The 25868-nt window shown below is 61.1% G+C and carries 23 protein-coding genes; 8 read left to right on the top strand and 15 right to left on the bottom strand.

Annotated elements, in window-relative coordinates; genetic code table 11:
* Nucleotides 1-41: 41 nt before the first annotated feature.
* Complete coding sequence (locus tag AC1RDQ_RS02485; protein ID WP_492586175.1) at nt 42-968, top strand: 1-aminocyclopropane-1-carboxylate deaminase/D-cysteine desulfhydrase; 927 nt, start codon at nt 42-44, stop codon at nt 966-968.
* 34 nt (nt 969-1002) lie between these two features.
* On the opposite strand, the gene AC1RDQ_RS02480 is transcribed toward AC1RDQ_RS02485, so the two are convergent.
* The 3 genes from AC1RDQ_RS02480 to AC1RDQ_RS02470 all read right to left on the bottom strand — a co-directional run bounded on the left by AC1RDQ_RS02480 (nt 1003) and on the right by AC1RDQ_RS02470 (nt 3912).
* Nucleotides 1003-1563: a cytochrome b gene (locus tag AC1RDQ_RS02480; protein WP_492586173.1), complete on the bottom strand. Its 561-nt coding sequence runs from the start codon at nt 1561-1563 to the stop codon at nt 1003-1005.
* Nucleotides 1564-1820: 257 nt separating this feature from the next.
* Nucleotides 1821-2648 carry a phosphonoacetaldehyde hydrolase gene (gene phnX / locus AC1RDQ_RS02475; protein ID WP_492586171.1) on the bottom strand — a complete coding sequence of 276 codons (828 nt, stop codon included), beginning with the start codon at nt 2646-2648 and terminating at the stop codon, nt 1821-1823.
* A gap of 154 nt (nt 2649-2802) precedes the next feature.
* Nucleotides 2803-3912 carry a 2-aminoethylphosphonate--pyruvate transaminase gene (locus AC1RDQ_RS02470; RefSeq protein WP_492586170.1) on the bottom strand — a complete coding sequence of 370 codons (1110 nt, stop codon included), beginning with the start codon at nt 3910-3912 and terminating at the stop codon, nt 2803-2805.
* A gap of 109 nt (nt 3913-4021) precedes the next feature.
* Here AC1RDQ_RS02470 and AC1RDQ_RS02465 point away from each other — a divergent pair, with 109 nt between their 5' ends.
* Nucleotides 4022-4885 (top strand): LysR substrate-binding domain-containing protein, encoded by an 864-nt coding sequence (locus AC1RDQ_RS02465; RefSeq protein ID WP_154861372.1) that lies wholly within the window; start codon nt 4022-4024, stop codon nt 4883-4885.
* Between the two features lie 120 nt (nt 4886-5005).
* Here the strand turns inward: AC1RDQ_RS02465 and AC1RDQ_RS02460 are convergent, their stop codons facing one another.
* Nucleotides 5006-5878 (bottom strand): LysR family transcriptional regulator, encoded by an 873-nt coding sequence (locus tag AC1RDQ_RS02460; RefSeq protein ID WP_057714111.1) that lies wholly within the window; start codon nt 5876-5878, stop codon nt 5006-5008.
* A 268-nt stretch (nt 5879-6146) separates the two neighbouring features.
* Between AC1RDQ_RS02460 and AC1RDQ_RS02455 the strand changes: the two genes are divergently transcribed.
* Nucleotides 6147-7472, top strand: a complete 1326-nt coding sequence (locus tag AC1RDQ_RS02455) for an MFS transporter (protein WP_057714112.1) — start codon at nt 6147-6149, stop codon at nt 7470-7472.
* A 70-nt stretch (nt 7473-7542) separates the two neighbouring features.
* The gene (locus tag AC1RDQ_RS02450; protein ID WP_492586168.1) at nt 7543-8934 is read left to right on the top strand and encodes an FAD-dependent oxidoreductase; all 1392 of its coding nucleotides are present in this window, start codon (nt 7543-7545) and stop codon (nt 8932-8934) included.
* Between the two features lie 3 nt (nt 8935-8937).
* On the opposite strand, the gene AC1RDQ_RS02445 is transcribed toward AC1RDQ_RS02450, so the two are convergent.
* Nucleotides 8938-10359, bottom strand: a complete 1422-nt coding sequence (locus AC1RDQ_RS02445; RefSeq protein ID WP_492586396.1) for a type VI secretion system Vgr family protein — start codon at nt 10357-10359, stop codon at nt 8938-8940.
* Nucleotides 10360-10584: 225 nt separating this feature from the next.
* On the opposite strand from AC1RDQ_RS02445, the gene AC1RDQ_RS02440 reads away from it, so the two are divergent.
* Nucleotides 10585-11289 carry a YebC/PmpR family DNA-binding transcriptional regulator gene (locus tag AC1RDQ_RS02440; protein WP_056854673.1) on the top strand — a complete coding sequence of 235 codons (705 nt, stop codon included), beginning with the start codon at nt 10585-10587 and terminating at the stop codon, nt 11287-11289.
* A gap of 132 nt (nt 11290-11421) precedes the next feature.
* On the opposite strand, the gene AC1RDQ_RS02435 is transcribed toward AC1RDQ_RS02440, so the two are convergent.
* The 4 genes from AC1RDQ_RS02435 to AC1RDQ_RS02420 all read right to left on the bottom strand — a co-directional run bounded on the left by AC1RDQ_RS02435 (nt 11422) and on the right by AC1RDQ_RS02420 (nt 15405).
* Nucleotides 11422-12735, bottom strand: coding sequence for a leucine-rich repeat-containing protein kinase family protein (locus tag AC1RDQ_RS02435; RefSeq protein ID WP_492586166.1), 1314 nt, complete (start codon nt 12733-12735; stop codon nt 11422-11424).
* 125 nt (nt 12736-12860) lie between these two features.
* Complete coding sequence (gene zapE / locus AC1RDQ_RS02430) at nt 12861-13985, bottom strand: cell division protein ZapE (protein WP_492586164.1); 1125 nt, start codon at nt 13983-13985, stop codon at nt 12861-12863.
* Nucleotides 13986-14149: 164 nt separating this feature from the next.
* Nucleotides 14150-14902, bottom strand: coding sequence for an anti-sigma factor family protein (locus AC1RDQ_RS02425; RefSeq protein WP_492586162.1), 753 nt, complete (start codon nt 14900-14902; stop codon nt 14150-14152).
* A complete protein-coding gene (locus AC1RDQ_RS02420; RefSeq protein WP_057714118.1) occupies nt 14899-15405 on the bottom strand; it encodes a sigma-70 family RNA polymerase sigma factor in 507 nt (168 codons plus the stop codon). Before AC1RDQ_RS02420 ends, AC1RDQ_RS02425 begins: the two co-directional genes overlap by 4 nt.
* Before the next feature lie 158 nt (nt 15406-15563).
* Here AC1RDQ_RS02420 and AC1RDQ_RS02415 point away from each other — a divergent pair, with 158 nt between their 5' ends.
* On the top strand, nt 15564-16649 hold the full coding sequence (locus tag AC1RDQ_RS02415; protein WP_492586160.1) for a catalase family peroxidase: 1086 nt from the start codon (nt 15564-15566) through the stop codon (nt 16647-16649).
* Nucleotides 16646-17191 (top strand): cytochrome b, encoded by a 546-nt coding sequence (locus tag AC1RDQ_RS02410; protein WP_492586158.1) that lies wholly within the window; start codon nt 16646-16648, stop codon nt 17189-17191. Before AC1RDQ_RS02415 ends, AC1RDQ_RS02410 begins: the two co-directional genes overlap by 4 nt.
* Nucleotides 17192-17253: 62 nt before the next feature.
* Here AC1RDQ_RS02410 and AC1RDQ_RS02405 read toward each other — a convergent pair whose 3' ends face one another.
* Nucleotides 17254-18405, bottom strand: a complete 1152-nt coding sequence (locus tag AC1RDQ_RS02405) for a M14 family metallopeptidase (RefSeq protein ID WP_492586156.1) — start codon at nt 18403-18405, stop codon at nt 17254-17256.
* 486 nt (nt 18406-18891) lie between these two features.
* Nucleotides 18892-19233 (bottom strand): DUF6124 family protein, encoded by a 342-nt coding sequence (locus AC1RDQ_RS02400; RefSeq protein ID WP_223504161.1) that lies wholly within the window; start codon nt 19231-19233, stop codon nt 18892-18894.
* A gap of 129 nt (nt 19234-19362) precedes the next feature.
* Here AC1RDQ_RS02400 and AC1RDQ_RS02395 point away from each other — a divergent pair, with 129 nt between their 5' ends.
* Nucleotides 19363-20010, top strand: a complete 648-nt coding sequence (locus tag AC1RDQ_RS02395) for a LexA family protein (protein WP_340314102.1) — start codon at nt 19363-19365, stop codon at nt 20008-20010.
* A 38-nt stretch (nt 20011-20048) separates the two neighbouring features.
* Here the strand turns inward: AC1RDQ_RS02395 and AC1RDQ_RS02390 are convergent, their stop codons facing one another.
* The 4 genes from AC1RDQ_RS02390 to AC1RDQ_RS02375 form a co-directional block, all read right to left on the bottom strand.
* The gene (locus tag AC1RDQ_RS02390) at nt 20049-22004 is read right to left on the bottom strand and encodes an acetyl/propionyl/methylcrotonyl-CoA carboxylase subunit alpha (protein ID WP_492586154.1); all 1956 of its coding nucleotides are present in this window, start codon (nt 22002-22004) and stop codon (nt 20049-20051) included.
* On the bottom strand, nt 22004-22816 hold the full coding sequence (locus tag AC1RDQ_RS02385; protein ID WP_090456658.1) for a gamma-carboxygeranoyl-CoA hydratase: 813 nt from the start codon (nt 22814-22816) through the stop codon (nt 22004-22006). Before AC1RDQ_RS02385 ends, AC1RDQ_RS02390 begins: the two co-directional genes overlap by 1 nt.
* Before the next feature lie 130 nt (nt 22817-22946).
* Nucleotides 22947-24554: a carboxyl transferase domain-containing protein gene (locus AC1RDQ_RS02380; protein WP_090456656.1), complete on the bottom strand. Its 1608-nt coding sequence runs from the start codon at nt 24552-24554 to the stop codon at nt 22947-22949.
* Between the two features lie 12 nt (nt 24555-24566).
* Nucleotides 24567-25730: an isovaleryl-CoA dehydrogenase gene (locus AC1RDQ_RS02375; protein WP_340314095.1), complete on the bottom strand. Its 1164-nt coding sequence runs from the start codon at nt 25728-25730 to the stop codon at nt 24567-24569.
* Nucleotides 25731-25868 lie beyond the last annotated feature (138 nt).

Raw genomic sequence — 25868 nt, 5'->3', positions numbered from 1 at the left:
CAGCTGTTAAGATGCTGGCTCTTCACCCAGAGCCGGCATTGATGCTTCTCCCACCCTCAACCTGGTTATCCCAGGCCCCCCTCGACCCCCTTCACCTCGACTGGCTCACTCAAGCCGGCATCGAAGTGGCAGTCCTGCGGCTGGACCGGATCGATCCGCTGATCAGCGGCAACAAATGGTTCAAGCTCATCGAACACCTGAAGACCGCCGACCGTCTGGGTGCCGAAGGCATCATCAGTCTCGGTGGCGCGCACTCCAATCATCTTCATGCGTTGGCGGCGGCGGGCAAGCGATTCGGCTTTTCCACTGTCGGCCTGTTGCGCGGGCATCCTCAGCAAACCCCGACGGTCAAGGACTTGCAGGCGTTCGGCATGGAGCTGCACTGGCTGGGCTACGCAGGCTATCGAGCGAGGCATGAAGCGGGTTTCTGGCAACCCTGGCAAACCCGCTATCCGACATTGCATCCGGTGCCTGAAGGCGGAGGTGGATTACCCGGTGCTGAAGGTTGCATGCAATTGCGGGCCAGGGTTTGTACCCAATTGGCGGGCTTGGGCTGGAATGACTATGACGGCTGGTGGCTGGCCTGCGGAACCGGCACGACCCTGGCCGGCCTGGTGCTGGCCGAAGCGGGGGATCATCCGGTATATGGTGCCCTGGCCGTGCCTGATGACCACGGAGTGGCGCAGCAGGTCGAGCGGATCGTGCAGGAAGCGGGGGTGGTCGATGCAGTGTATGAGCTGTTCGAGGCCAGTCGCGGCGGGTTTGCCAAGGTTGATCCGTTGCTGCTCGACTTTATTGAAAAGACGGAGCAGGTGGGAAATATTCCACTGGAGCCGCTGTATACCGGCAAGGCACTGCTGGCACTCAAGCACCAAGTGGAAGCGGGCAAGTTCGCCCGGGGCACGCGGCTGATCTTCGTCCACACTGGCGGCTTGCAGGGGTGGCGGGGATTCAATTCACAAACCTGAAAGTCACCGAAAACCAATGTGGGAGCGGTCAAGTTCAGGCGTCGCGGTTTACCCGCTTGGGCATCATCCGCAGCAATGTGTTATCGCCCACCACATAATGGTGATACAACCCGGCCACGGCATGCAGGCCGACCAGCCAATAGCCGATAGTGCCGCCGAGCTCATGCCAGCCCTGGAGCTGTTTGGCCAGGTCCTTGTTTTCCGCTACCAGCATCGGCAGGTCTACACCGTAGAACATCACCTGATTGCCTTTGGCGCTGGTGACCAGCCACCCGAGAATCGGCGTGACGATCATGAAAATGTACAGCGCCCAGTGCATCAGCCTGGCCAGTGTCGTTTGCCAGTGCGGCGAGGCCGGGAAGATCTGCGGCGCCGGGCCGAGGCTGCGTGCGAACAACCGCAGCCAGACCAGAACGAATACGGTCAGGCCGAGCATGAAGTGTGATTCGACGATCAGCGTGCGCGCGCCACTGCCCTTGGGAAAGAATCCGCGAAACTCGATACAGGCGTAAACCAGGACCAGCAGGACCAGCATCAGCCAATGCAGCGCGATCGATACGGTACTGTAGCGCGACTCAGAGTTTTTCCACGGCATGGGGTGTTCCTCAGAGGTCCGGTTTAAAGCCACCGTTCTTGTCCGACGGTGTGCGTTAACTGTAATCCTGTTTCACCGGATTTGCCTGAGGCGATTGGTCGCTGGATGCTCGGGTTCGGGTAAAGGCAGAGAAAAACCTTGTAGGAGCGAGCTTGCTCGCGATGGTCGCCAACGATGACGCATACCCACTGGGTAACCGCGGCATTCTTGAGACCATCGCGAGCAAGCTCGCTCCTACAGGGGGGGCGTTGCGTTTTTTAGCTCGACTGTGGCATTTCGCCGTTGGCCAGGCGCTTGTTGATGTCGGCGATCACTTCCGGCAGATCGGTAATGGTGTCGATCATGTAATGCGGGCGTGAACCTTCGAACATCCCGTGGATGCGCTTGCGCTCGCTGTCCAGTTGGTCGCGGCCCAAGGCGCGATAACCTTCGTAGTCCAGGCCCAGGGCGTTGCCCGAGCAGATCAGCGCCACGGTCCACATGCCGGCGCGGCGACCTTCGAGAATGCCCGGCACGGTGTCATCGATCTTCACGCACGCGGCGACATCGTCGATGCCCAGGGCGATGACATTGGCCAGCGCCTGGGCGGGCCATGGACGACCATTCGGGACTTCATCGGTGGCGACCACGTGATCGGCCACGTAGCCGTTGGTGGCGGCCAGTTCGACCACTTTGTCCATGACCTGTTTCGGGTAACCGGAGCAGGAGCCGATCTTGACCCCTTGCTGGCGCAGGTTGGCGATGGTCTCCAGCGCGCCGGGGATCAGTGCCGAGTGCTCGGCGATTTTTTCGATCTGCAGCGGCATGAAACGCTGGTAGATCGCAGTGACGTCATCGTCGGTCGGCGTGCGGCCGAACACTTTGCGATAACGCTCGGCAACTTCCGGCAGGTCGCACAGGGTGCGGATATGGTCCCACTTGCCCATGCCCATCGGGCCACGGGCTTCTTCGATGGACACCTGGACGTCGAACTCGGCGAAAGCCTCGACGAAAATCTGCGTCGGGGCGAAGGAGCCGAAGTCGACCACGGTGCCGGCCCAGTCGAGGATGGCGGCTTGCAGCTTGGTTGGGTTGGCGTAGTTCATGGCGTTTGGATTCCTGTGATATCGATCTATTCGGAAATTCAGCTTTTCTGTGGGAGCGAGCTTGCTCGCGATAGCGGTCTTACATTCAACATGTGTGTCGACTGATCGGGCCTCATCGCGAGCAAGCTTGCTCCCACAGGGAATGTGGTGTGGTTTAGATGTCGAGGACTTCCATCTCGCGCAGAACCTCGCCAATCGCGGCCACCGCTTCGCGCATTTGCGCCGGGTTGACATGGCCGATGCAGCCGACGCGGAAGGTTTCGACCTGGGTCAGTTTGCCGGGGTAGAGGATGTAGCCCTTGGCCTTGACCCGCTCGTAGAATTCTTTGAACGCGTAGCGCGGATCTTTCGGGGCGTGGAAGGTGGCGATGATCGGCGCCTGGATAGCCGTCGGCAGGAAGCTGCGCAGCCCCAGTTTGCCCATCTCTTCCATCAATGCCTGGCAGTTGGCGGCGTAGCGTTCGTGCCGCGCCGGCAAGCCGCCTTCTTCGTTGTATTGCAGCAGGGCTTCGTGCAGCGCCGCGACCACATGGGTCGGCGGGGTGAAGCGCCACTGGCCGGTCTTGGCCATGTAGGCGTGCTGGTCCTGCAAGTCCATCGCCAGCGAATGCGAGTTGCCGGCGGCGCTGGCCAGGGATTCTTTGCGAGCGAAGACAAAACCCATGCCCGGCACGCCCTCCAGGCATTTGCCCGAGGCGGCGATCAGTGCGTCGAACGGCACTTGCTGCGCATCCACGGGCAGGGCGCCGAAGGAGCTCATGGCGTCGATGATCAGGCGCTTGCCGTGTTGCGCCACTACTTGGGCGATCTCTGGCAGCGGATTGAGGATGCCGGTACTGGTTTCGCAGTGAATCAGGGCGACATGGGTAATGTCTAGATCGGCACGTAGCAGGCGGTCGACGTCGGCGGCGGTGGTCGGCTCATCTTCTGCGGTTTCGAAGGTACTGAAGGAGCGGCCCAGTACTTCGCAGATTTTCGCCAGGCGTTTGCCGTAGGCGCCGTTGATCAGGACCAGAATCTTGCCGTCCCGAGGCACCAGCGTGCCGATCGCTGCCTCGACCGCGAAGGTGCCGCTGCCTTGCAAAGGCACGCAGTGGTGGGTGGCAGTGCCGTTGATGATGGCCAGCAGTTGCTCGCAGAGGCTGGCGGTCAGTTGATTGAAGCGGTCATCCCATGAACCCCAGTCGATCATCATCGCCTGACGGGTGCGGGGCGACGTGGTCAACGGGCCGGGGGTGAGCAGGATGGGTTCGGCAGTACTCATTCTCGTGTCCTCGCAATCGATGGGATGAAGCTACGGGGCTTAAATTGCAATTTGCCGTGTTATCAATCAAATTGTTTATTGTTATGCCAGCCATCAGTGAGGGTTATTCATGAACCTGTTTCAGCTCCGCGCCTTCGATGCCGTGGCCCGGGAAGGCAGTTTTACCCGGGCGGCGGCGCGGCTGTTCATCAGCCAGCCGGCGGTCACCGGGCACATCAAGGCCCTGGAGGAGCACTACCAGATCACCCTGCTGCGCCGCACCGCCCGACGGGTGGAGCTGACGGAGGAGGGCACCAAACTGGCGGCAATCACCCGGGCGATGTTCGGCCTGGCCGAAGAGGCGCAGGTGATGCTCGAAGCCAACCGGCAATTGCTGACCGGGCGTCTGGAGGTGGCGGCGGACGGCCCGCACATGGTCATGCCCATGCTCGCCAGCTTGCGGGCGCGCTATCCGGGGATCACGGTGAACCTGCGCCTGGGCAACGCCCAGGAAACCCTGGCGGCGCTGCTGTCCGAACATGCCGACGTGGCGGTGCTGACCGAGGTCGAGCCGCGCAAGGGCCTGCATCTTCAGGCGCTGAACGAATCGCGGATTTGCGCACTGGTGCCCGACGGGCATCCTTGGGCGCAGAAGACTAAAGGCGTGCAGCTCAAGGAACTGGATCAGGTGATCATGGTGCTGCGCGAACCGAGTTCGATCACCCGGCGCACCTTCGATGAGGCTTGCGCCCAGGCCAGGGTCAATCCACGGGTGTTGCTGGAACTGGACAGCCGCGAAGCGGTGACCGAGGCGGTGGCCGCCGAACTGGGGGTGGGGGTGGTGTCGTCGGTGGAGGTCAGCCACGATCCACGGGTGGCGGCGGTGCCGATCATTGGCGAGGGGTTGGTGAATCGGCACATGATTGGTTGTATGGAGCGGCGGCGGGATTTGCGCTTGATTCAGGCGTTTTTCGGGTTGGCGCCCGTCAGGTAGACCGAGTTGCCTGAATCGCGAGCAAGCTCGCTCCCACAGGGATTTATGCACGTTCGCCGATTTTGTGTACGACCCAATACCTGTGGGAGCGTGGCTTGCTCGCGATGGGGCCGGACCTGCCTACACAAGACTCTCGCGCACCATCTCAAGAAACGTCGCCACCACCCGCCGCGAACTCTGTTCGCGCAAGCACACCAGGGTTTCTGTCAGCCTGCGTTTGCAATCGATAATCGGCAGCGCACACACACGCGAATCCGCGCCAAACTCGGCAGCCGATACCACGCCCACGCCAATCCCCACCACCACCGCCTCCCGCGCTGCCTCGCGACCTTCAACCTGAATCGCCGGCCGAATGCGAAACCCGGCCCCCGCCATTTCCTCCTCCAGCGTCTGCCGGGTCACCGAACCGATTTCCCGCAATACCAGTGGCGTGTCGTCGAGGTCGGCGAGGGTGATGGATTCGCGGTCGGCCCACGGATGATTGCGCGACACGAACGCCACCATCGGGTCGTTGCGCAGGGGCAGTGAAATCAGGCGTTCATCGCTGACATCACGGCCCAGCAATGCAAGGTCGGCCTGATAGTTGAACAGTCGAAACAGCGACTCATCGGTGTTGCCGGTTTCGATCTTCACGCTGATCCCGGGGTAGCGTTCGCAGAACCGGGCAATCTGCGGCAGCACGTGCACCGGTGCATCCACCGCCAGAATCAGGCTGCCGGTCTGCAAGGCCTGGGATTCCTGAAGCAGTTCCTGGGCTTCCGCCTCGATCACGAAAAGCCGCTGGGTAACGCTCAACAGACGCTCGCCCAGATCGGTCAGGCGCACCGAGCGTTTGTTGCGGTGAAACAGCAAAACCCCGTAGCGCTCTTCGAGCTTGCGCACCTGGTCGGAAATCGCCGGTTGCGTCAGAAACAGGCGTTCGGCGGCCTTGGTAAAGCTTCCATGGACCGCCACGGCGTGGAAAGCTTTGAGCTGGGCGTGGGACACCGACATGGGAATCTCCAGTAACAAGCTGAACTTATATTTGAAATACGATAAATCGATTTCACTTATTAATCAGTAATTGTTTTTATCCACCTCAGCCCCGTTGACTGGTCAGTCGAACAGCAGCGGGTGCCATGAGCCTGTGCGTGCAACTACAGGACTCATCTGACCGGTATCCGCCGTAGGGACAGGGCGATATCGCAGTGCTCAACAATAAAAACACAGGCGTTTTCTTCCAATTCTGCCGGCACACTCACACCCTGAGGTCAGAACCACAATGAACAAGCACATCGGCACCATCAAGCGTTGGCGCGTGCAGATCTTCGCGATCACCTGGCTCGCCTACGCCGCGTTCTATTTCACCCGCAAAGCATTCTCGGTCGCCAAGCTCGGTATTGGCGAAGACCCGACCTTCATGCTCGACAAAATGGCCATGGCCAACCTCGACGCCATCTACCTGACGGCTTACGCCGTCGGTCAGTTCACCTGGGGCATCCTCGCAGACCGTTTTGGCCCGCGAGTTGTGGTGCTCGGCGGGTTGCTGATTTCCGCCGCCGCGGCGCTGGTGATGGGCAACTTCGCAACGTTACCGATTTTCGCTACCTGCATGCTGATACAAGGCCTGGCGCAGTCCACCGGTTGGTCGGGGCTGTGCAAGAACCTCGGCAGCTTCTTTCCCTCCGAGCAACGCGGACGGGTATTGGGCCTGTGGAGTTCCTGCTACGCCTTTGGCGGTCTGGTAGCCTCGCCGTTTGCCGGTTGGTGGGCGTACACGCTCATCGGCAGCTGGCATGCGGCGTTCATTTCCAGTGCGGCGGTGGTTGGGCTGGTCGCCGTGCTGTTTTTTATTTTCCAACGCAACAAACCGGAAGACGTCGGCTTGCCGGCGGTGGAGCCGGAGCCTGAGCTGACCGCCGAACAAGCCGAGGCGCAAAGCAAAATCAGCATGTGGGAGCCTTTGAAGGAAATCCTGCGCAACCGCACGGTGCTGGTATTGGGATTGGCGTACTTCATGCTCAAGCCGGCGCGCTACGCGATTCTGCTGTGGGGGCCGGTGATCGTCTTCGAACAGATGCCTTCGGTGGGCAAGGTCGGCGCGGCGATCATTCCGACTGCGTTCGAGCTGGCCGGGTTGCTCGGGCCGATCCTGATTGGCCTGGCCTCGGACAAACTGTTCGGCGCCCGGCGCATGCCGGCCTGCGTGATCAGCCTGTTGGCGCTGACGGTGTCCCTGGCGTTTTTCATGGGCGCCCTGCATACCGGCAGCGTGCTGCTGGTGGTGGCGCTGCTGTTCGTCATGGGCCTGACCCTCTACGGACCGGACTCGATGATCAGCGGCGCGGCCGCCATCGACTTCGGCACCGCCAAGGCCGGCGCCACGGCAGCCGGTTTCGTCAACGGCTGCGGTTCGGTCGGGGCGATTCTCGGCGGGCTGCTGCCAGGCTACTTCGACACCGTTACCGTGTTCATCGTCTTCGCCGGCTGCGCCATGTTCTCGGCGCTGGTATTGATCCCGCACTGGAACAGCCGCCCCGGTGGCCTGGGCACTCACTTCGCCTATGTGCCCAATCAAGCGATGACTATCAAACCCCTGCGTACCTGAATCCTGTCCCTCGTCGCCTGCTGCACCTGCGGCAGGCCGGCGTGTGGGCCACTGACCGGAGATTGACCCCATGAGACCCTTTTGGCTGGACCAGGCCTTGAAGGCTGATGCATCCGAAACCTGTCCGCCACTGGAAGGCGACGCCCGCGCCGATGTCTGTATCGTCGGCGGTGGTTACACCGGGTTGTGGACCGCGATCATGCTCAAGGAGCAGAACCCCGAACTGGATGTGTTGCTGATCGAAGCGGACATCTGCGGTGCCGGGGCCAGTGGACGCAATGGCGGTTGTGCGTTGTCGTGGTCGGCCAAGTATTTCACCCTCGAACGTTTGTTCGGTGTCGAAGAAGCCGTGCGTCTGGTCAAGGAGTCGGAGCGCAGCATCCATGCCATCGGCGCCTTCTGCGAACAATATGGGGTGGACGCCGATTACCGCCTCGATGGCACCCTCTACACCGCGACCAATCGCGCTCAGGTCGGCTCGACCGACGCTGTGATCGAGGCGCTGGAGCGCAACGGCATCAACTCGTTCACCCAGCGGCCAGTGGCCGATGTGCAGCGCATGGCCGGTTCCAGCAAACACCTGGAGGGCTGGTTTTCCCCGGCCGCGGCCAGTGTGCAGCCGGGCAAACTGGTGCGTGGCTTGCGCCGGGTAGCCCTGCAACTGGGGGTGAGGATTCATGAAAACACCGCGATGACCGGGCTGGAGGAGGGCCGGCCGGCGGGCATTCAAACCCCCAAGGGCACCATTCGCGCCGACCGCGTGGTGCTGGCGATGAACGCCTGGATGGCCCGGGCGTTTCCGCAGTTCGAACGCAGCGTGGCGATCGTTTCCAGCGACATGCTGATCACCGAGCCTCGGCCGGATTTACTCGACGAAATCGGCCTGACCAGCGGCGTCACGGTGCTCGATTCGCGGATTTTCGTGCACTACTACCACAACACGCCGGACGGCCGGATCATGCTCGGCAAGGGCGGCAACACCTTTGCCTATGGCGGGCGCATGCTGCCGGTGTTCGATCAGCCATCGCCTTATGCCGGCCTGTTGCAGAGCAGTCTCGCGGATTTCTTCCCGGCGTTTGCCGACGTCAAGGTCGAGGCGACCTGGAACGGTCCATCGGATCGATCGGTGACCGGGCTGCCGTTCTTCGGGCAGATGAGCGCCAGTGGCAATGTGTTTTACGGTTTCGGCTATTCCGGCAGCGGCGTCGGCCCCTGCCACATGGGCGGGCAGATTCTGGCGTCGATGGTTCAAGGCCTGGACAACCCCTGGACCCGTTCGCCGCTGGTCAATGGCCCTCTGGGCTTTTTCCCGCCGGAGCCGATTCGCTATATCGGCTCGCTGATGGTGCGCAACGCCATCCGCCGCAAGGAGCGCGCGGAGGATCACGGGCATCGGCCACGGCATCTGGACGTGCGTCTGGCGAAGTTCGCTGCTGCAGCCGGCAAGGCTGACAAGGGTTGAGCGTCAGGGTGCAGGGTCCGAGCGGGTGAGCAGCCAGTCGAACAGCAGGCGGGTATCGCCACGGGGCTCATGCGGGCGAGGGCGGTGAGGTTGTGGCCGAGGGCCCATGGCCGTACAAAGCACCGGGCGATCCGGGTCACTGTCGAGGAAAATCACCAGTACCTCGCTGCCAGCCACGGGCAAGCGGGCCGGATCGATCCAGTCCTCGGCGGTGGTCAGCGCCAGCGGTAGCCACAGGCCGTTGGACTCTTCAGCGTCTGGTTGCGTGGCGGGCCAGAGGTTCACCTGAACCCGGCCATCCTCGTCCACTGCCGCCGGTTGCCCGACCGGGCCGCACACGCGACCGGGCTGATACCCGGGGATACTCGGCCTGGGTTGTTTGAGCGCTGGCCTGAATACCGTCGACCAGGGGATGGCGCTGAATTGATTGCGGTAACCCGAGGCCGTGCCCGGTGTGTCGTCGAGCAGAATGGATGACTGACACCCCTGATGGCGGATTTCGGTAACCAGCCACTGATCATTGAAATTCGCCAGCGGGTGCTCGGCCACTTGCAGGATCCGGCCACTGCGTAATGCCCCCTGGTTACTTTGACCGTGGATCTGCTGGTGACGGCAGCGCAGGCGTTCCAGTTGTCGACGGCTGAGCTGGTCGCGATGTTGTTGCTCGCCAGCGGGACAGTGCCTCGCCGTGGCGAACGAGTGATTGGCTGCGCCTTCGCTGATGTCCGCTGCACCCGGATTCCTGGCGCCTGGACGCACAGGGGAGAGCGTGGCGTCATGGCGCTGGAACAGTTCGCTGATCACCGGTTCCTGGTGTTCGCCGGGGGCGCCGCCGCTCATCGACATGAGCAGTGGCTCCTGGGGAAAACTCAGGCTGTCGTCGGCCAGCACCAGCACATGGCCGTCGCGTTGATGCTCGAAGTGATAGTGGATGCCTTCTTCCTCACACAGCCGTTGCAGCAACGCCAGGTCGGATTCTTCGTACTGAATGCAAAAAGGTCGCAGGGGATAGTGCCTGGTTGCCAGTTCAAAGCGATAGCTGCTGGCGGGCAACCCATGTTCCTCCAGCAATTGGCGCAGGATCATGGGCACGCTGGCGTGCTGGAAAATACGTCGGCATCGTTGCTGTTCCAGCACCTGGACACGAGGCACCAGCACCAGCTTGTAAGCGACCCGGTGCCCGCTTCGATGTTCACAACTGGCGCTGTCCAGCACGCCATGAATGCCTTGATCGTGGCCGAATTCGAGGAACGCCGGTTGGTGCAGCAATCGCTCAAGGATCAGGGCTGGTGCCAGCCCGATCACCTCGATGTCGAATCGATAGGGCTGGTTGAGAGCTTCATGACCACTGAATCGGACCACCTGGAAGTTCAGGTCGTCTTCGAGAAGCGTCAGGGTGGTGGGACTTTCCTTGTCGTTGTGCATCGAACGCGCTACCGCTGTGGAGTAGGGTGCAAAGCGTACGAAACCCCGGCGCATTGCGGGCACGGTAAAGCGACATTTCCGAATTGCCCTACAACCGCTGGTGAAGATGTCGATGCAAGTCGGGATTTTTTGGTCGATTGCCAACTTTAGGCCGTATAAACTTGTGCAAAGCGTCGGCCAATAGATGTCTCGGCGCCACAGATGCCACAGATAAGAGAGTGAGAAATGGGCGCACAGTGGAAGGTTAAACACAAAGAAGCGGCAGCCAATGCCAAGGGCAAGATCTTCGGTAAACTGGTGAAAGAAATCACCATTGCCGCGCGCAACGGCGCTGATACTGCTACCAACGCGCACTTGCGCCTGGTGGTTGAACAGGCCAAGAAAGCTTCGATGCCCAAGGAAACACTGGATCGTGCCATCAAGAAGGGCGCGGGCCTGCTGGGCGAAACCGTGCAATACCATCGCGTGACCTATGAAGGGTTCGCCCCGCATCAGGTGCCGTTGATCGTTGAGTGCGTGACCGACAACATCAATCGCACCGTCGCCGAGATCCGCGTGGCGTTCCGCAAGGGTCAGCTGGGGGCTTCCGGTTCGGTGGCCTGGGACTTCAACCACGTCGGCATGATCGAAGCGTCGCCGGACACCCCGGACGCCGATCCGGAAATGGCCGCCATCGAAGCCGGTGCACAGGATTTCGAGCCGGGTGAAGAGGGTGCAACCCTGTTCCTGACCGAACCGACCGACCTCGACGCGGTGCAGAAAGCCCTGCCGGAACAAGGCTTCACTGTGCTGTCGGCCAAACTGGGCTACCAGCCGAAAAACCCGGTCAGCGGCCTGAGCGATGAGCAGATGGCGGAAGTCGAAGCGTTCCTCGAAGGCCTCGATAACCACGACGACGTGCAGGACATGTTTGTCGGGTTGGCGGGTTAAGTCTTTGTGTCAATGACGGTCATGTTGTTTGACAGACCGTCATCGTCGGATCGCCGCCCGGAGCAAGCTCGCTCCCACAGGTTTAGCGCTACCCTGTGGGAGCGAGCTTGCTCGCGATTGACCGCGCAGCGGTCACAGACTTTCCAATTGCCGCACGATTTCGCTGAACCCCGGCCGTACCAGCACTTGCGGCTGGCAGCAACGCTGTTGCAGATCTTCCAGTATCCCACGCTGTTCGGCGCTCAACCCCGAACTAACCCGCTCCAGCAGTTCGCCCAGCAACACCCCGAACGCCCGCACCTCGATCCGCTGCAAGGCGCGGCTTTCCAGGCTGTCGGAAATCCCGTGGAACGACGCCGCGCCAAAATCCCCCAGCAAGCAATCGCCCTGTTCATTCCACAGAATATTGTGCCCGTAGAGATCGCCATGGGTGATGCCGTGGTTGTGCAAGTGTTCGGCCACCGAGGCAATGCCCGAGGCAATGCGCAGCGCCACCGCCGCACTGAAACGCAAGCCTTCGGCATAAATGTCGCGGCTGCACGACGCCAGGCTCGGCAGGCTGGCGAGGTTGCGAAAACTCGGCGGGACCAACTGCATGACCAGCCCGGCGGTTTGTTGCGGGTGATCGACAATCCGCCCTTCGACGCGAATCAGATTCCGGTGCAGACCCGCGGTGATGCAGGCGTTCATCTCGTGCAGCGGCGAGCCATCGCTGGTCATTTCACCCTTGTAGAGCTTCACCGCAACTGGCATGGCCGGTTGGTCGGTTGGTTGCCAGACAGCTTGATGAATCACTCCGGACGCCCCTTCGCCGAGTTTTTTCTCCAGGTGCAATGCCGACCAGTCAATGCGCGGTGTGGCATCGAGGGCGGCGGCATCGGCTTCGGTTTCCAGCGGATTACCGGCGTAGGCCAGCCAGGTCAGGCTTGGCAGCGTCAGCAGCCATTGTGGCAAGTCAGTGAACTGGTTGGCGGCGATGCGGATCAGCTCCAGCCGATGACAATTGTGCATCGACTCCGGCAACGCCTGCAGGCGGTTACCGGCAAGCATCAGCTTTTGCAGGTATGGCCGCTCTCCCAACGCGCTCGGCAGCGTCTCGATGCAATTGTCGGTCAGGATCAGCCAGCGCAGCAGCGGTGGCAGTGCCGCTGCGGGCACGTGGGCGATACGGTTGGCCTTGAAGCCGATCATCGTCAGTGCAGCGCATTGGCCAACACAGGCCGGCAATTCGGTGAAACGGTTATCGGAGCAGAACAGCACGCGTAAACGGGTCAGGCGATGCAAGTCCTCTGGTAGCGCGCTCAGAGCATTGCCGCTGAGGTTGAGCACTTCCAGCGAATCCGCCAGATCGAAGATCTCCCGGGGAAACTCGGTCAGGCCTTCGGCCAGATCCAGCCGCGTGATGCCCGACAACTCGCCGGCGCGCAATTGAGCAAGGGTATGCATGAACAGATTCGCCATTAACCTAGAGGAGGGCGCGGGGCCCTGGAAATGGGCGACATGATAGCGGGAAAGATGTGGGGCCGGGCTTGCTCGCGAAGAGGCCCCTCAATACAACAAAAAGATATCGATCAGACTGGTTCGCTGACTTCGACCAGTTGTCCCAATCGGCTGCGCGTGCGCGCCAGATCAATGGCATCGCCACCCAGGCTTTCGCGCAATGAGTGCTGCCCGAGCAACGTCAACTGCTTGTCCTGGTCGTACAGCACGTCGATGAGATTGATAAAACGCTGCTGGGCGGCAATCGTGCAATCGCCCAGCAGTGGCAGTTCATCGATGATCCAGCGGTCGAACTGGCGGCACAGCTCCAGATAATCCATCACCGCCGTGGGCTGATCGCACAAATCGGTGAAGGTAAAACCGATGCCGCGCCCTTCGCAGAAACGTGCTCGCAAATGCCGGGTACCTACCGGCAACGAAACAGGCGGGGCATTGTGCCTGGGCAGGTTCAGCGATTGTCGTTGCGCCACGCTCGCCGGCCAGACGTAGTGACCTTGAGTGAACAACTGATGCGCATGGGTTCGGGCCTGGCTGCGGTAGTCGTGGGGCCCGCCGACCTCCATCACCTGCATGCGCGTATTGATCAAGTCGATCACCGGTTTGAAGCGGGCGTGGTAAAGCGGATTGGGTAACAGGCCTTCGGGCGGATAATTGGAGGTGACCAGCAACAGGATGCCGCGCTGGAACAGTGCCTTGAACAACCGGGTGATGAGCATCGCATCGCCGATGTCGTGCACATGGAACTCATCGAAACACAGCACACGGCAATCGCTGAGCAGTTCATCGAGGGTGATCGCCAGGGCGTCGGCCTGATCGCGGTGCTCGAACATGCCCTGGTGCAGTTGGGCGAAAAACTGATGGAAATGCAGACGTTGTTTTTGCGCGAGGGGAATGGCCCGGAAAAACCCGTCGAGCAGCCAGCTTTTGCCGCGCCCCACGGCACCATGCAGGTAAAGGCCGGGAAGGGGTTTCGCCGCAGTGCCCATCAGCATGCAGGCATGCCGGGCCATGCAGTCGATCACCCGCTGTTGGCTGTGACTGAGGGTGTAGCCCTGGGCATGGGCCTGATGGCGAAAGTAGTCGTGGATGACCTGGCCTGCCGTGGCGCTGCCGGCAGCCGGTGCCTTGCCGAGAAGGCGACGCAACGATTGCCAGCGCGATTTGATTCGCGAACGGCTGGGCGGTCGAACGGCCACTGGGATATCACCTCTGGTGTACGGGCAGGCTCTTTGTGCTGCGCCGCCATAGTGTAATCAGAGCAGGGAATCTGCTTCCAGCAGTGTCGGCATATTCCGGGCCACCGTCACTGGGTTCTAAAGGAACACCGCAAACTCCCACAAAAAAAGCAGCTGGATGGCGATCAGAATTGAGTGGTCTGTTTGAGCATTCGCGCCGCCGGTGTATCTGCCGGGCTGACCATCGCATAGTTGTAGCCACTTCCCGACCAGTACTCGGCCTGCAACTCGCCATCACTGCGACTGCCCCTGGGCAGCAGGAAGTTTTTCGGCCCTGGCGGGCGCACGTAGAAACTGATTTTCTGCCCGCTCTGGTTCTCGTAGACCACCATCGCCGCCGGGCCTTGCTCGGTGCTCAGCAGGCGCCCGCTGACCGGTTTGAAACCGGCATCCGAAAGGTCGGGCAGGCGATTGGCCTGTGTGAAGTAGCGGTCGAGCCAGCCTTGCATGTCACCGTCGTCGCCGACTTTGAAATCCGCCGGCAGGAGGCCTTGCTGGGCAATCAGGCGATACGCCTGCAGCGCATCGGTCATTGGAAGCTGGGGACTCGCCAGTGTCATCTCCCGCGCTTGCCAGCCGCTGAAACCGCCGACGCTGACGGCGATGAACAACATCGCGGCACTGGCCAGGTGTCGACGGGATTGGCGTTTAAGGCGCTGGCGTATAACCGCCGGATCCAGGTCCGGGTTCGAGGGTTGTTGCAAGGCACCACTCAGCGCTGCGCGCAGTGCCTGGGCATCCTGCTGCCAGGCGCGCACTTGCGCGGCCATCTGCGGGTTACCGGCCAGAAACGTCTCCACCTGGCGTCGGTTGGCGTCGCTCAGTTGGTGGTCGACGTAGGCATGCAGGTCACGTTCGCTGGGGGGCATGCTGATCATTTGAGTCTCCGCAGGGAAGGGCGGTTGATTTCGCCATCGCTGAGTTGGCGCAGGGCCTGGCGAGCTCGGGACAGGCGGGACATCACGGTGCCGGTGGGTATGTCGAGAATCTCGGCGACCTCTTTGTAACTCAAACCTTCCACCGACACCCAGAGCAGCAGCGCGCGCTGCTCGGTGGGCAGCCGGTCGAAGGCGTTGAGGGTCGATTGGGCAATCACGGTGCGCTCCACCGAGGGCTGGGCATCGTCACGCCCGGTGAAGAATTCGAGCATGCGCGCGTAGCGCCGGGAGCGACGGTGAGCATCGAGAAACTGCCGATAGAGAATCGAGAACAGCCAGGCGCGCAAGTCGCCCTCGGCGCGTTTGCCAGCCCAACTCGAGAGTGCCCGCTCCAGGCTCGCCTGCACCAGGTCGTCAGCGCTGCTGGTGTTGCGCGTCAACGACACGGCGAACCGTCGCAATCCTGGAATGATTTCCCTCAGTTGTTCGTCGATATCGTTCATGAAGTTCTGACTAGTCACTACGCTTGGGACTAGGAAGACGTCCGGTACCGGAGGTTATTCCACGTCAGAAAAAATAAATACCGCGCGTGGGAATAAACCTGCATGCGGTTCGTCTGCTTGATTCTTCTCACTTGTGGCCGATGGCCCTGGAGTCTTTCATGGTAGATCGATCATCACCGCCAACCCGGCCACCCTTGAGTGCGGCAAGCCTGACGTTGCGTCTGGCTGGCATTGCTGTGGTCGTTGCCGCCGTGGCTGGGGCGTTTGCCTACGTCAACGGCACCTTTGACCCACAGCGCCTGACTCCGAAGAAACTGATCAACGTGCTGGAAACCAACAACGGCGTGCATCCGGGTTTCCGTCGCAACCATTCCAAAGGCGTGTGCGTGATCGGGCATTTCGAGAGCAGCGGTGAGGCGCGCAGCTATTCCACCGCCCAGGTGTTCAACGAAGCTCGGACGCCGGTGGTCGGACGTTTCGCCTTGCCGGCCGGCAATCCTTATGCTCCGGACAGTGCCGTGCCGATCCGCAGCATGGCCTTGCGCTTCACCCAGGCCAACGGCCAGCAGTGGCGCACGGGGATGAACAGCATGCCGGTGTTCCCGGTGGGCACGCCCGAGGCGTTCTATCAATTGCAGCAGGCGCAGTCACCGGACCCGGCTACGGGTAAGCCGAACCCGACCGCGGTTCCGGCGTTTTTCGGTGCGCATCCGGAAGCTGCACCCTTTCTGGCCTGGATCAAGACCGCCAAACCGTCAGCCAGTTACGTCACCGAGACCTATAACAGCGTCAACGCGTTTTATCTGGTGAACGCTGCCGGACAACGCCAGGCTGTGCGCTGGAGCATGGTGCCGGTAGCGCAGGATGCGTCGGGTGCCATGGCGCCCGAGGGCAGCGACTTTCTGGAGAAAGACCTGGTTCAGCGTATAGCCGCAGGACCGTTGCGTTGGCAGTTGAATATCATCCTGGCCAATCCCGGCGATCCCGTGAACGACGCCAGCAAAGCCTGGCCTGAAGGGCGCAAAGTGTTGAACGCAGGCACGCTGGTGCTGGAAAAAAACCAGCCGCAACTCAATGGCGAATGCCGTGACATCAATTACGACCCGCTGGTTTTACCCGCCGGCATCGAAGGGTCCGACGACCCGTTGCTCGCCGCTCGTTCAGCCGGTTACGCCAATTCCTACCTGCGTCGCACCAGCGAAGTCAGCCAGTTGCCCGCCGCCAAACAGGAGGCCCAGCAATGAGCACCCGACCCAACCACTTCGCTCCATTGGCGCGACTGCTGCACTGGCTGATGGCACTGATGATCATCGCCATGCTGTTTATCGGTGCCGGCATGGTCGCCTCGGTGTCCGAACGGCATGAATGGCTGATCAATCTGCACAAACCTTTGGGTGTTGCGATTTTGCTGCTGGTGATCGTGCGGCTGGTGGTGCGGTTCTCCACCACGCAACCACCGCTGCCGGCGGATTTGCCGGGTTGGCAAGCGATGGCGGCCAAGGCCTCGCATGTATTGCTGTATGCCTTGATGCTGGTCTTGCCGCTGCTGGGCTGGACGATGATTTCGGCGTCGGGCGAACCGGTGATGCTCAGCAGTTCGTTGCAGTTGCCATCGATCGTGCCGGCGGACGCGCAGCTGTTTGCGTTTTTGCGCAAGGCTCATGGGTATTTGGCGTATCTGCTGTTTCTGACCGTGTTGCTGCATTTGGCGGCCGCGTTGTTTCACGGCTGGGTGCGGCGGGATGATGTGCTGGACAGCATGTTGCGGGGCAAGGATCGCGGCTAGTTGCAATGGAGAAAAAGATCGCAGCCTGCGGCAGGCGGCGATCTTTTGATCTTGAAGGGAGATCAGCGCAGGGTATCGACCATATCCGCAATGGTGGTGAGCACATCCTTGCCCAGCTGCTTCGAGCGCTTGCCCGACCAGCCCGTCAACGGGTTCGGATGATCATCGTGATCCTTGAACGGCATTTCCAGGGTCAGCGAAAGGCAGTCGTACTTCTGGCCCACGCTGTTGCAGGCCAGCGTCATGTTGGCTTGACCCGGCTCGTCGCGGGTGTAGCCGTGTTTGGTCTGGAAATCCTTTGTGGTGTGTTTCAGGTGGTTGCGGAAGTGTTCTTCGAGTTTTTCGATCCGTGGTGTGTAACCCGGATTGCCTTCGCAAGCAGCGGTGAACACATGAGGGATTTCCTCGTCACCATGGACGTCGAGGAACATATCGACGCCGTATTTTTCCATCTGCTGCTGTACGAACAGGACTTCTGGGCTGATTTCCTGGCTGGCGCTCTGCCAGGCGCGGTTCAGGTCCTGGCCCATGGCGTTGGTGCGCAGGTGTCCGTGGAAGGCGCCATCCGGGTTCATGTTCGGCACCAGGTACAGGTCGGCGCTGGCCAGCAGTTTGTTCAGCACCGGGTCGTCGTTCTTTTCCAGGCGCTCGATCACGCCTTCCATGAACCACTCGGCCATGTGCTCGCCCGGATGTTGCTGGGCGATGATCCACACTTTGCGCTGGCCTTCGACGCCTGTGCCTTTGCGCAATAGCTGGATGTCGCGACCTTCGACACTCTTGCCGGTGGCCAGCAGTTCGGTGCCGGCCTTGGTCAGCGCCTGCTCGATCAGCCAGTCGTGGCGGCCGCGGCTGTAGGGTTCGAAGTAGGCGAACCAGGCATGGGTCTGCTCGGCTTCGAGACTGAAGCGCAGGCAGTCGCCTTCGAAAATGGTCGGTACGCGGAACCAGTTGACGTGGTCGTAGGACGCCACCGCCTGATAGCCGGCCCAGGCCTTGTTGTAGGAGGATTGGCTGGCATTGTTCAGGCGAAACCAGTGCTCCTGGCCGACATGCAGGCCGCTTGCCTTGAAGTGGAACCATTGGAAATGGTTGCTTTTGGTATCGGGGCGGATCGCCAGCAGGGGCTTGAGCGGGTCGCTGACATCGATTACCTGGATATTGCCGCTGTCGAAGTTGGCACTGATGTCGAAAGAAGATTTAGCCACGGCCATAATCGGGTCCTTGAATATGATTTTTATGGTGGCTACTTTACACGCAAGAGTGGGGTGAAACCGAGGGGAATTGCGGGGTGCGAGGGTGGGGGCGTCCTCCTTGACGCCGCCGCAGCTTAGAGACTATGCGATTGATTCTCAAGTGCTATCTGTCGCTGGTTTTAGCCAATGATGCCGGGCTTCTCTTGCCAACTGGAATTCTTTTGATATCATCCGCGCCATCGAATTTGCGGCACCCAAAGACTTCATTAGCCTGAAGCCAAAGCCAGAAAAACTGGCAAAAAAAAGACCCGGCAAAAAGCCGGGTCAAAAACCGTGATTAGCCTGATGAGGAGATAGTCCAGGAGACCGACCTAAGGTCACCTGGTCCATCGACTGATCTCGCGACCAGTTGATGCAATAATAATCATTCTCGTTTGCAAGTCAAACGTTTTTACCTGCGCGACAGGAAAATTCTTTCCTGCCCTCTCGATTTGTCTTCTCACCTCAACCGTTTTCATACTTCTCCAGCGATCGATCGACCATCGCCTTGGCCATGTCGATCATGTGCACCGTCGAAAATGCCAGGTCGCGGCTTGCGCCTTGCAGATGATTGGCGGACTCGTACGCGGTGGCGGCAGCACAGCGCAACAGGTCCAGGGCATGGACCAGCGCCTCTTCGCCGCTGATATTGCGGTTTACATCAAAAAAACGCGGCTCGGCCACTCCCTCCGAAACAGCTGGTTTCAAGTAATAGTCCAGCGCGCGTTGTGCCGCCGCTGAGTCCAGGGGCGAGGTAAAGGTGGTGTCGATGTGCATGTCCGGCAGGTCATTGGTGGGTTGGTTCATGGCGATGGCAAGCTCCGTGTTAGATTCAGATCCGTGAACCGATCCTAATACGAACTGTATTTGTGACGACAATTTAAATACTACATTTTGTGTTTTGATGGCTGGAGTCGCCCACGTATCGTGCCGCATATGGATAAATGGATTGAATTGGTCAAGGCCAAGATGAGTGAACTCAAAATCACTCAAGAGATACTCGCCGAGCGCCTCGGGATGTCCCAGGGCGGCATTGGCCACTGGCTCAACAAACGTCGTGAACCCGGCATCGAAGACATGAACCGTGTGCTGCGGGCGCTGGGCCTTGAGTTTCTCGAAGTGGCGCTGGTGATCCGGGAGCCGCAGGCGTCAACGGACGACGAAATCCCCCTGACACAGAAGTACAACCCGTACTTTCGCTACCCGGTCAGTGACTGGCGCGAACCTGCCGTAGTGCGTGACGGCGAGGTTCCGGTATACGGAAAAGGACACTTTGAACTGTCCGATTACCACGCCCGGGGGCCGGCATTCTGGTTGAGAGTGGCAGGCGATGCGATGACCGCACCCAATGGCATCAGTATCCCGGAAGGCATGCTGATCCTGGTGGACCCTGCAGTGGACGTCGAACCTGGCAAACTGGTCATTGCCCAGTGGCCGGGCAGCAACGAAGCCACGTTCCGCAAGCTCATCGAAGAGGGCGGGCAGCGTTATCTGGTCCCGCTCAATCCGACGTATCCGAAAGCCTTGTACACCGAAGAGTGTCGAATCATCGGTGTAGTGGTTCAGGCAACAGCCAGGTTCTGATCAGATCGGTCCTAGCGATGCGTAGGACCGATCTCATTTCACGCTTCTTCCAGTTCGACCAGCGCACTGCCTTCGCTGACCATTTCGCCTTCCTGGCAATACAGCGCCTTGATCACCCCGGCGTGGGGCGCGCGGATGCTGTGCTCCATCTTCATCGCTTCCAGTACCACCAATTGCGCCCCGGCCTCGACCGATTGCCCGGCCTCTACCAGTACCCGGACGATGCTGCCGTTCATGGGAGCGGTCAGCCCGCCCTGATGGCTGTGGCTGGCCTCGACGGCGCTGATCGGGTCGTAAGACTCGATGCGGCGCAACTCGCCATCCCACTGCAAATACACATAGTCGCCACGGCGTATTGCGCGGTGCTGACGGCGCACGCCTTCGTGCTCGGTCAGCAGTTGCTCGCCCTTGAGCCGAGCGCTGTGGGCATTGATGTCGCCCAGCGTCAGCGCACGGTCCTGACCTTCACAACTCAGGTGAAGAGTGATTTCTCTCGGCAAGCCGGCACGCAGCCCGTTAGGTGCAGCCCACGGCGAACTCAGGTCATCGGCGCGGGTTGCATGGGGCTGGCTCTGGGCGAACGCCTGGGAGGCGGCTTGCCAGAAATCATCGCTGAGTTCCGCTGGGGTCGGTAGCAACTGTTCCTGATAACGGGGAATGAAGCCGGTATCCAGTTCGGCAGCGGCAAATGCCGGGTGGCTAATGATGCGCCGCAGGAAATTGATGTTGGTCTTCAGCCCGCCGATGGCGAATTCGTCGAGCATGCTCAGCAGGCGCAAGCGCGCCTGTTCACGGTCTTCACCCCAGGCAATCAACTTGCCGAGCATCGGGTCGTAGAAAGGCGAAATTTCATCGCCTTCTTCAACGCCGCTGTCCACTCGACGCCCCGGCCCTTGGGCGGATTCGCGATACAGCTCCAGGCGACCGGTCGCCGGCAGGAAATCATTGCCCGGGTCTTCGGCATATAGCCGCACTTCGATCGCGTGCCCCACCAGCGGCACCTGGTCTTGAGTCATCGGCAACGCTTCGCCGCGTGCCACGCGAATCTGCCAAGCCACCAGGTCGAGGCCCGTGATGGCTTCGGTGACCGGGTGTTCGACCTGCAGGCGGGTGTTCATTTCCATGAAGAAGAACTCGCCGCGCGCATCGAGCAAAAACTCCACGGTGCCGGCACCGACGTAACCGATGGCCTGCGCCGAGCGTACGGCGGCTTCACCCATGGCGCGCCGCAGCTCCGGACTCAGGCCCGGCGCCGGTGCTTCTTCGACGACTTTCTGATGACGACGTTGAATCGAGCAGTCGCGTTCGTTGAGGTACAGGCAGTTGCCGTGCTGGTCGGCGAAGACCTGGATTTCCACGTGACGTGGCTTGAGCAGGTATTTTTCCACCAGCATCCGCGAATCGCCGAACGACGATTGCGCCTCACGCTGGGCCGAGGCCAGGGCTTCGGCCAATTGGCTGACGTCCTCGACCACTTTCATGCCTTTGCCGCCGCCCCCGGCCGTGGCCTTGAGCAACACCGGGTAGCCGATGCGTTCGCAGGCGGCGCGGAAGGTTTCCAGGTCCTGGGCTTCGCCGTGATAACCGGGCACCAGTGGCACGCCAGCGGTTTCCATCAGGGCTTTGGCGGCGGACTTACTGCCCATGGCGTCGATGGCCGAGGCGGGCGGGCCAAGGAAAATCAGGCCGGCCGCTTCGATGGCGCGGGCGAACCCGGCGTTCTCCGACAGAAAGCCATATCCGGGATGAATCGCCTGGGCGCCGCTGGCCTTGGCGGCGGCGATCAGTTTGTCGCTCTGCAGATAGCTGTCGACGGCCTTGCTGCCACCGAGGTCAACCCGAATGTCGGCTTCGCGGCTGTGCCGGGCGTCACGGTCGGTGGCGCTGTGCACGGCCACGGTGGTCAGGCCCAGGGCCTTGGCGGTACGCATTACCCGGCAAGCGATTTCGCCACGGTTGGCCACCAGCAGGGTGGTGAGGACAGGTGCGCTCATCAACGGGGCTCCTTGGTGGTTTCGGCTTGCCAGCTCGGCGGACGTTTTTGCAGGAAGGCGCGCAGGCCTTCCTGGCCTTCGGGGCTGACGCGGATGCGGGCGATGGCGTTTTCGGTGTAGCGGCGCAATGCCGGGGTCAGTGAGCCGTCGCCGACTTCGCGCAACAGGTCCTTGCTGGCGCGCATCGCGGCCGGACTGTTGAGCAGCAGATTGTCGATCCATTGCTCGACTTTCTGTTCCAGCTCGGCACTTGCATAGCTCTCCGACAACAATCCGATTTCCCGTGCCCGTTGCCCGCCGAAGCGCTCAGCGGTCAAGGCATAGCGACGTGTAGCGCGCTCGCCAATGGCTTGCACCACGAACGGGCTGATTACCGCGGGTGCCAGGCCGATGCGCACTTCCGACAGGCAGAATTGCGCATCATCGGCACCGATGGCCATGTCGCAGCAACTGATCAAGCCCAACGCGCCGCCAAAGGCCGCGCCTTGCACGACGGCCAGGGTCGGAATCTTCAGTTTCGCCAGGTTGTACATCAATTCCGCCAGTTCCCGGGCGTCATCGAGGTTGGTGGCGTAATCGAGCTCGGCCGATTGCTGCATCCAGGCCAGGTCGGCGCCGGCGCTGAAATGCCTGCCGCGACCGCGCACGATCAGAAACCGCAGGCTGGCATCGCTGGCGACTTTGTCGAGGGCGAGTATCAGTTCGCGGATCATTTCGGCATTGAAGGCGTTGTTCTTTTCTTCACGGCTGAGCCACAGCGTGGCAAATCCACGGGGGTCGGTCAGCAGTTCGAGGGTGTTGAAGTCGCTCATATTGTCCGTCTCCACAACTCTATTCTGTAGGAGCGAGCTTGCTCGCGATGGTCTTGAGGGCGCCGCTGGGTGTCAGGCTTTCAGCGTTATCGTTGACGATCATCGCGAGCAAGCTCGCTCCTACAAAAAATCACATCCGGAACACGCCGAAGCGGCTCGGTTCGATTGGCGCGTTCAACGACGCGGACAAGGCCAGGGCCAGTACGTCGCGAGTCTGGGCCGGGTCGATGACACCGTCGTCCCACAGGCGCGCGCTGGAATAGTAGGGGTGACCCTGTTCTTCGTACTGGTCGAGGATCGGTTGCTTGATCTCGGCCTCCTGTTCGGCGCTGAAACCATGGCCACTGCGCTCGGCCTGTTCGCGCTTGACCTGCACCAGCACGCCGGCCGCCTGTTCGGCGCCCATCACGCCGATGCGCGCATTCGGCCACATCCACAAGAAGCGCGGATCGTAGGCGCGACCGCACATGCCGTAGTTACCAGCACCGAAACTGCCGCCGATGATCACGGTGAACTTCGGCACCTTGGCGCAGGCCACGGCGGTCACCAGTTTCGCGCCGTGCTTGGCGATGCCGCCAGCTTCGTACTTCTGCCCGACCATGAAACCGGTGATGTTCTGCAGGAACAGCAGCGGGATGCCGCGCTGGCACGCCAGTTCGATGAAGTGCGCGCCTTTCTGCGCCGCTTCAGCGAAGAGGATGCCGTTGTTGGCGAGGATCGCGATCGGGTAACCGTGCAGGTAAGCAAAACCGCAGACCAGCGTCGTCCCGAACAGCGCCTTGAACTCGTCGAACACCGATCCGTCCACCAGCCGCGCAATCACTTCGCGCACGTCAAACGGTTGCTTGGCGTCAGCCGGGACCACGCCGTACAACTCGTCACTGCTGTAGAGCGGGGCGATCGGCGTGCGTTGCTGAACCTCGCCTTGCTTGCGCCAGTTGAGGTTGGCGATGCTGCGGCGTGCCAGTGCCAGGGCGTGTTCATCGCTCTCGGCATAATGGTCGGCCACACCGGAAATCTTGCAGTGCACATCGGCCCCGCCGAGGTCCTCGGCACTGACCACTTCACCCGTCGCGGCTTTCACCAGTGGCGGACCGGCGAGGAAGATGGTCGCTTGTTCGCGGACCATGATTGCTTCGTCGGCCATCGCCGGTACATAGGCGCCGCCAGCGGTGCAGGAACCCATGACCACGGCAATCTGCGGGATGCCCATGGCGCTCATGTTGGCCTGATTGAAGAAGATTCGTCCGAAGTGCTCGCGGTCCGGGAACACTTCATCCTGACGTGGCAGGTTGGCGCCGCCGGAGTCCACCAGATAGATGCACGGCAGACGGTTCTGTTGGGCGATGGTCTGGGCGCGCAGGTGCTTTTTCACCGTCAGCGGGTAATACGAACCACCTTTGACCGTGGCGTCGTTGGCGACGATCATGCACTCGACGCCTTCCACACGGCCGATCCCGGCAATTACGCCAGCAGCGGGGACGTCTTCGCCATACACCTCGTACGCCGCCAGTTGGCTGATTTCCAGAAACGGTGAACCCGGATCCAGCAAGCGGTTGATGCGCTCGCGAGGCAGCAGTTTGCCCCGCGAGGTATGGCGTTCCTGAGCCTTCGGGCCGCCACCTTGCGCCACTTGGGCGAGCAGGGTGTGCAACGCGTCGACCTGTTTGAGCATCGCCGCGCTATTAGCCGCGAATTCCGCTGAACGGGGGTTGAGCTGGGTATGCAGGGTAGCCATGTGCAGCTCCGTTTAGCGGGTTTCGTTGAACAGTTCGCGACCGATCAGCATGCGACGGATCTCACTGGTGCCCGCGCCGATTTCGTACAGCTTGGCGTCACGCAACAGACGGCCAGCCGGGAATTCATTGATGTAGCCGTTGCCACCGAGAATCTGGATCGCGTCGAGGGCCATTTGCGTGGCGCGTTCGGCGCTGTAGAGGATCACGCCGGCGGCGTCCTTGCGCGTGGTCTCGCCGCGTTCGCAAGCCTGGGCCACGGCATACAGATAGGCGCGGCTGGCGTTGAGTTGGGTGTACATGTCGGCGACCTTGCCCTGGATCAGCTGGAATTCGCCGATGCTTTGGCCGAACTGCTTGCGGTCGTGGATGTACGGCACGATCAGGTCCATGCACGCCTGCATGATCCCGGTCGGGCCGCCGGAGAGCACGACACGCTCGTAGTCGAGGCCGCTCATCAGCACTTTCACGCCGCCATTGAGCACGCCGAGGATATTTTCTTCCGGCACCTCGACGTCATCGAAAAACAGCTCGCAGGTGTTCGAACCGCGCATGCCGAGCTTGTCGAACTTGTTGCTGCGACTGAAGCCTTTCCAGTCGCGCTCAACGATGAAGGCGGTGATGCCGTGAGGGCCTTTTTCCAGGTCGGTCTTGGCATAGATCACGTAGGTGTTGGCGTCCGGACCGTTGGTGATCCAGGTCTTGCTGCCGTTGAGCACGTACTTGTCGCCGCGTTTATCGGCACGCAGTTTCATCGACACCACGTCGGACCCGGCATTCGGTTCGCTCATGGCCAAAGCGCCGATGTGCTCGCCGCTGATCAGCTTCGGCAGGTATTTGGATTTCTGCTCGTGGTTGCCGTTACGGTTGATCTGGTTGACGCACAGGTTGGAGTGCGCGCCGTAGGACAACGCCACCGAAGCCGAGCCACGGCTGATTTCTTCCATGGCCACCACGTGGGCCAGGTAACCCAGGCCGGCACCGCCGTACTCTTCCGGCACGGTAATGCCCAGCAGGCCCATGTCACCGAATTTGCGCCACAGGTCGGCGGGGAACAGGTTGTCGATGTCGATCTGAGCGGCGCGCGGGGCGATCTCCTTGGCGACGAAGGACTGAACCTGATCGCGCAGCATGTCGATGGTTTCACCGAGGGCAAAGTTCAGGGATGGATAGTTCATGGGTCACCTTTTGGCTTTTTTGTCGGTTGGTGAGACTGTCAATGGGTTCTCACCTTTACGTTAACGTAAGCCTGTGACGAATGGCTGTCAATCACCCTTTACGTAAACGTCAACTTGGGTGATTCTGTAGGAGCGAGC

Source organism: Pseudomonas sp. GW823-FHT02E01, assembly GCF_058797535.1.
The sequence above is the reverse complement of the archived record's forward strand: the minus strand, read 5'-3'. Positions and strand labels throughout refer to the sequence as shown.

Excerpts from the sequence above, each read along its gene's own strand:
- AC1RDQ_RS02465 (WP_154861372.1), top strand. The coding sequence starts at position 4,022 with ATGAACCTGTTTCAGCTCCGCGCCTTCGATGCCGTGGCCCGGGAAGGC.
- AC1RDQ_RS02470 (WP_492586170.1), bottom strand. The coding sequence starts at position 3,912 with ATGAGTACTGCCGAACCCATCCTGCTCACCCCCGGCCCGTTGACCACG.
- AC1RDQ_RS02455 (WP_057714112.1), top strand. The coding sequence starts at position 6,147 with ATGAACAAGCACATCGGCACCATCAAGCGTTGGCGCGTGCAGATCTTC.
- AC1RDQ_RS02425 (WP_492586162.1), bottom strand. The coding sequence starts at position 14,902 with ATGATCAGCATGCCCCCCAGCGAACGTGACCTGCATGCCTACGTCGAC.
- AC1RDQ_RS02415 (WP_492586160.1), top strand. The coding sequence starts at position 15,564 with ATGGTAGATCGATCATCACCGCCAACCCGGCCACCCTTGAGTGCGGCA.
- AC1RDQ_RS02380 (WP_090456656.1), bottom strand. The coding sequence starts at position 24,554 with ATGGCTACCCTGCATACCCAGCTCAACCCCCGTTCAGCGGAATTCGCG.
- AC1RDQ_RS02445 (WP_492586396.1), bottom strand. The coding sequence starts at position 10,359 with ATGCACAACGACAAGGAAAGTCCCACCACCCTGACGCTTCTCGAAGAC.
- AC1RDQ_RS02480 (WP_492586173.1), bottom strand. The coding sequence starts at position 1,563 with ATGCCGTGGAAAAACTCTGAGTCGCGCTACAGTACCGTATCGATCGCG.
- AC1RDQ_RS02485 (WP_492586175.1), top strand. The coding sequence starts at position 42 with ATGCTTCTCCCACCCTCAACCTGGTTATCCCAGGCCCCCCTCGACCCC.
- AC1RDQ_RS02395 (WP_340314102.1), top strand. The coding sequence starts at position 19,363 with ATGGATAAATGGATTGAATTGGTCAAGGCCAAGATGAGTGAACTCAAA.
- AC1RDQ_RS02410 (WP_492586158.1), top strand. The coding sequence starts at position 16,646 with ATGAGCACCCGACCCAACCACTTCGCTCCATTGGCGCGACTGCTGCAC.
- AC1RDQ_RS02440 (WP_056854673.1), top strand. The coding sequence starts at position 10,585 with ATGGGCGCACAGTGGAAGGTTAAACACAAAGAAGCGGCAGCCAATGCC.
- AC1RDQ_RS02460 (WP_057714111.1), bottom strand. The coding sequence starts at position 5,878 with ATGTCGGTGTCCCACGCCCAGCTCAAAGCTTTCCACGCCGTGGCGGTC.
- AC1RDQ_RS02400 (WP_223504161.1), bottom strand. The coding sequence starts at position 19,233 with ATGAACCAACCCACCAATGACCTGCCGGACATGCACATCGACACCACC.
- AC1RDQ_RS02385 (WP_090456658.1), bottom strand. The coding sequence starts at position 22,816 with ATGAGCGACTTCAACACCCTCGAACTGCTGACCGACCCCCGTGGATTT.
- AC1RDQ_RS02405 (WP_492586156.1), bottom strand. The coding sequence starts at position 18,405 with ATGGCCGTGGCTAAATCTTCTTTCGACATCAGTGCCAACTTCGACAGC.
- phnX (WP_492586171.1), bottom strand. The coding sequence starts at position 2,648 with ATGAACTACGCCAACCCAACCAAGCTGCAAGCCGCCATCCTCGACTGG.
- AC1RDQ_RS02435 (WP_492586166.1), bottom strand. The coding sequence starts at position 12,735 with ATGCATACCCTTGCTCAATTGCGCGCCGGCGAGTTGTCGGGCATCACG.
- AC1RDQ_RS02390 (WP_492586154.1), bottom strand. The coding sequence starts at position 22,004 with ATGAGCGCACCTGTCCTCACCACCCTGCTGGTGGCCAACCGTGGCGAA.
- AC1RDQ_RS02450 (WP_492586168.1), top strand. The coding sequence starts at position 7,543 with ATGAGACCCTTTTGGCTGGACCAGGCCTTGAAGGCTGATGCATCCGAA.
- AC1RDQ_RS02375 (WP_340314095.1), bottom strand. The coding sequence starts at position 25,730 with ATGAACTATCCATCCCTGAACTTTGCCCTCGGTGAAACCATCGACATG.
- AC1RDQ_RS02420 (WP_057714118.1), bottom strand. The coding sequence starts at position 15,405 with ATGAACGATATCGACGAACAACTGAGGGAAATCATTCCAGGATTGCGA.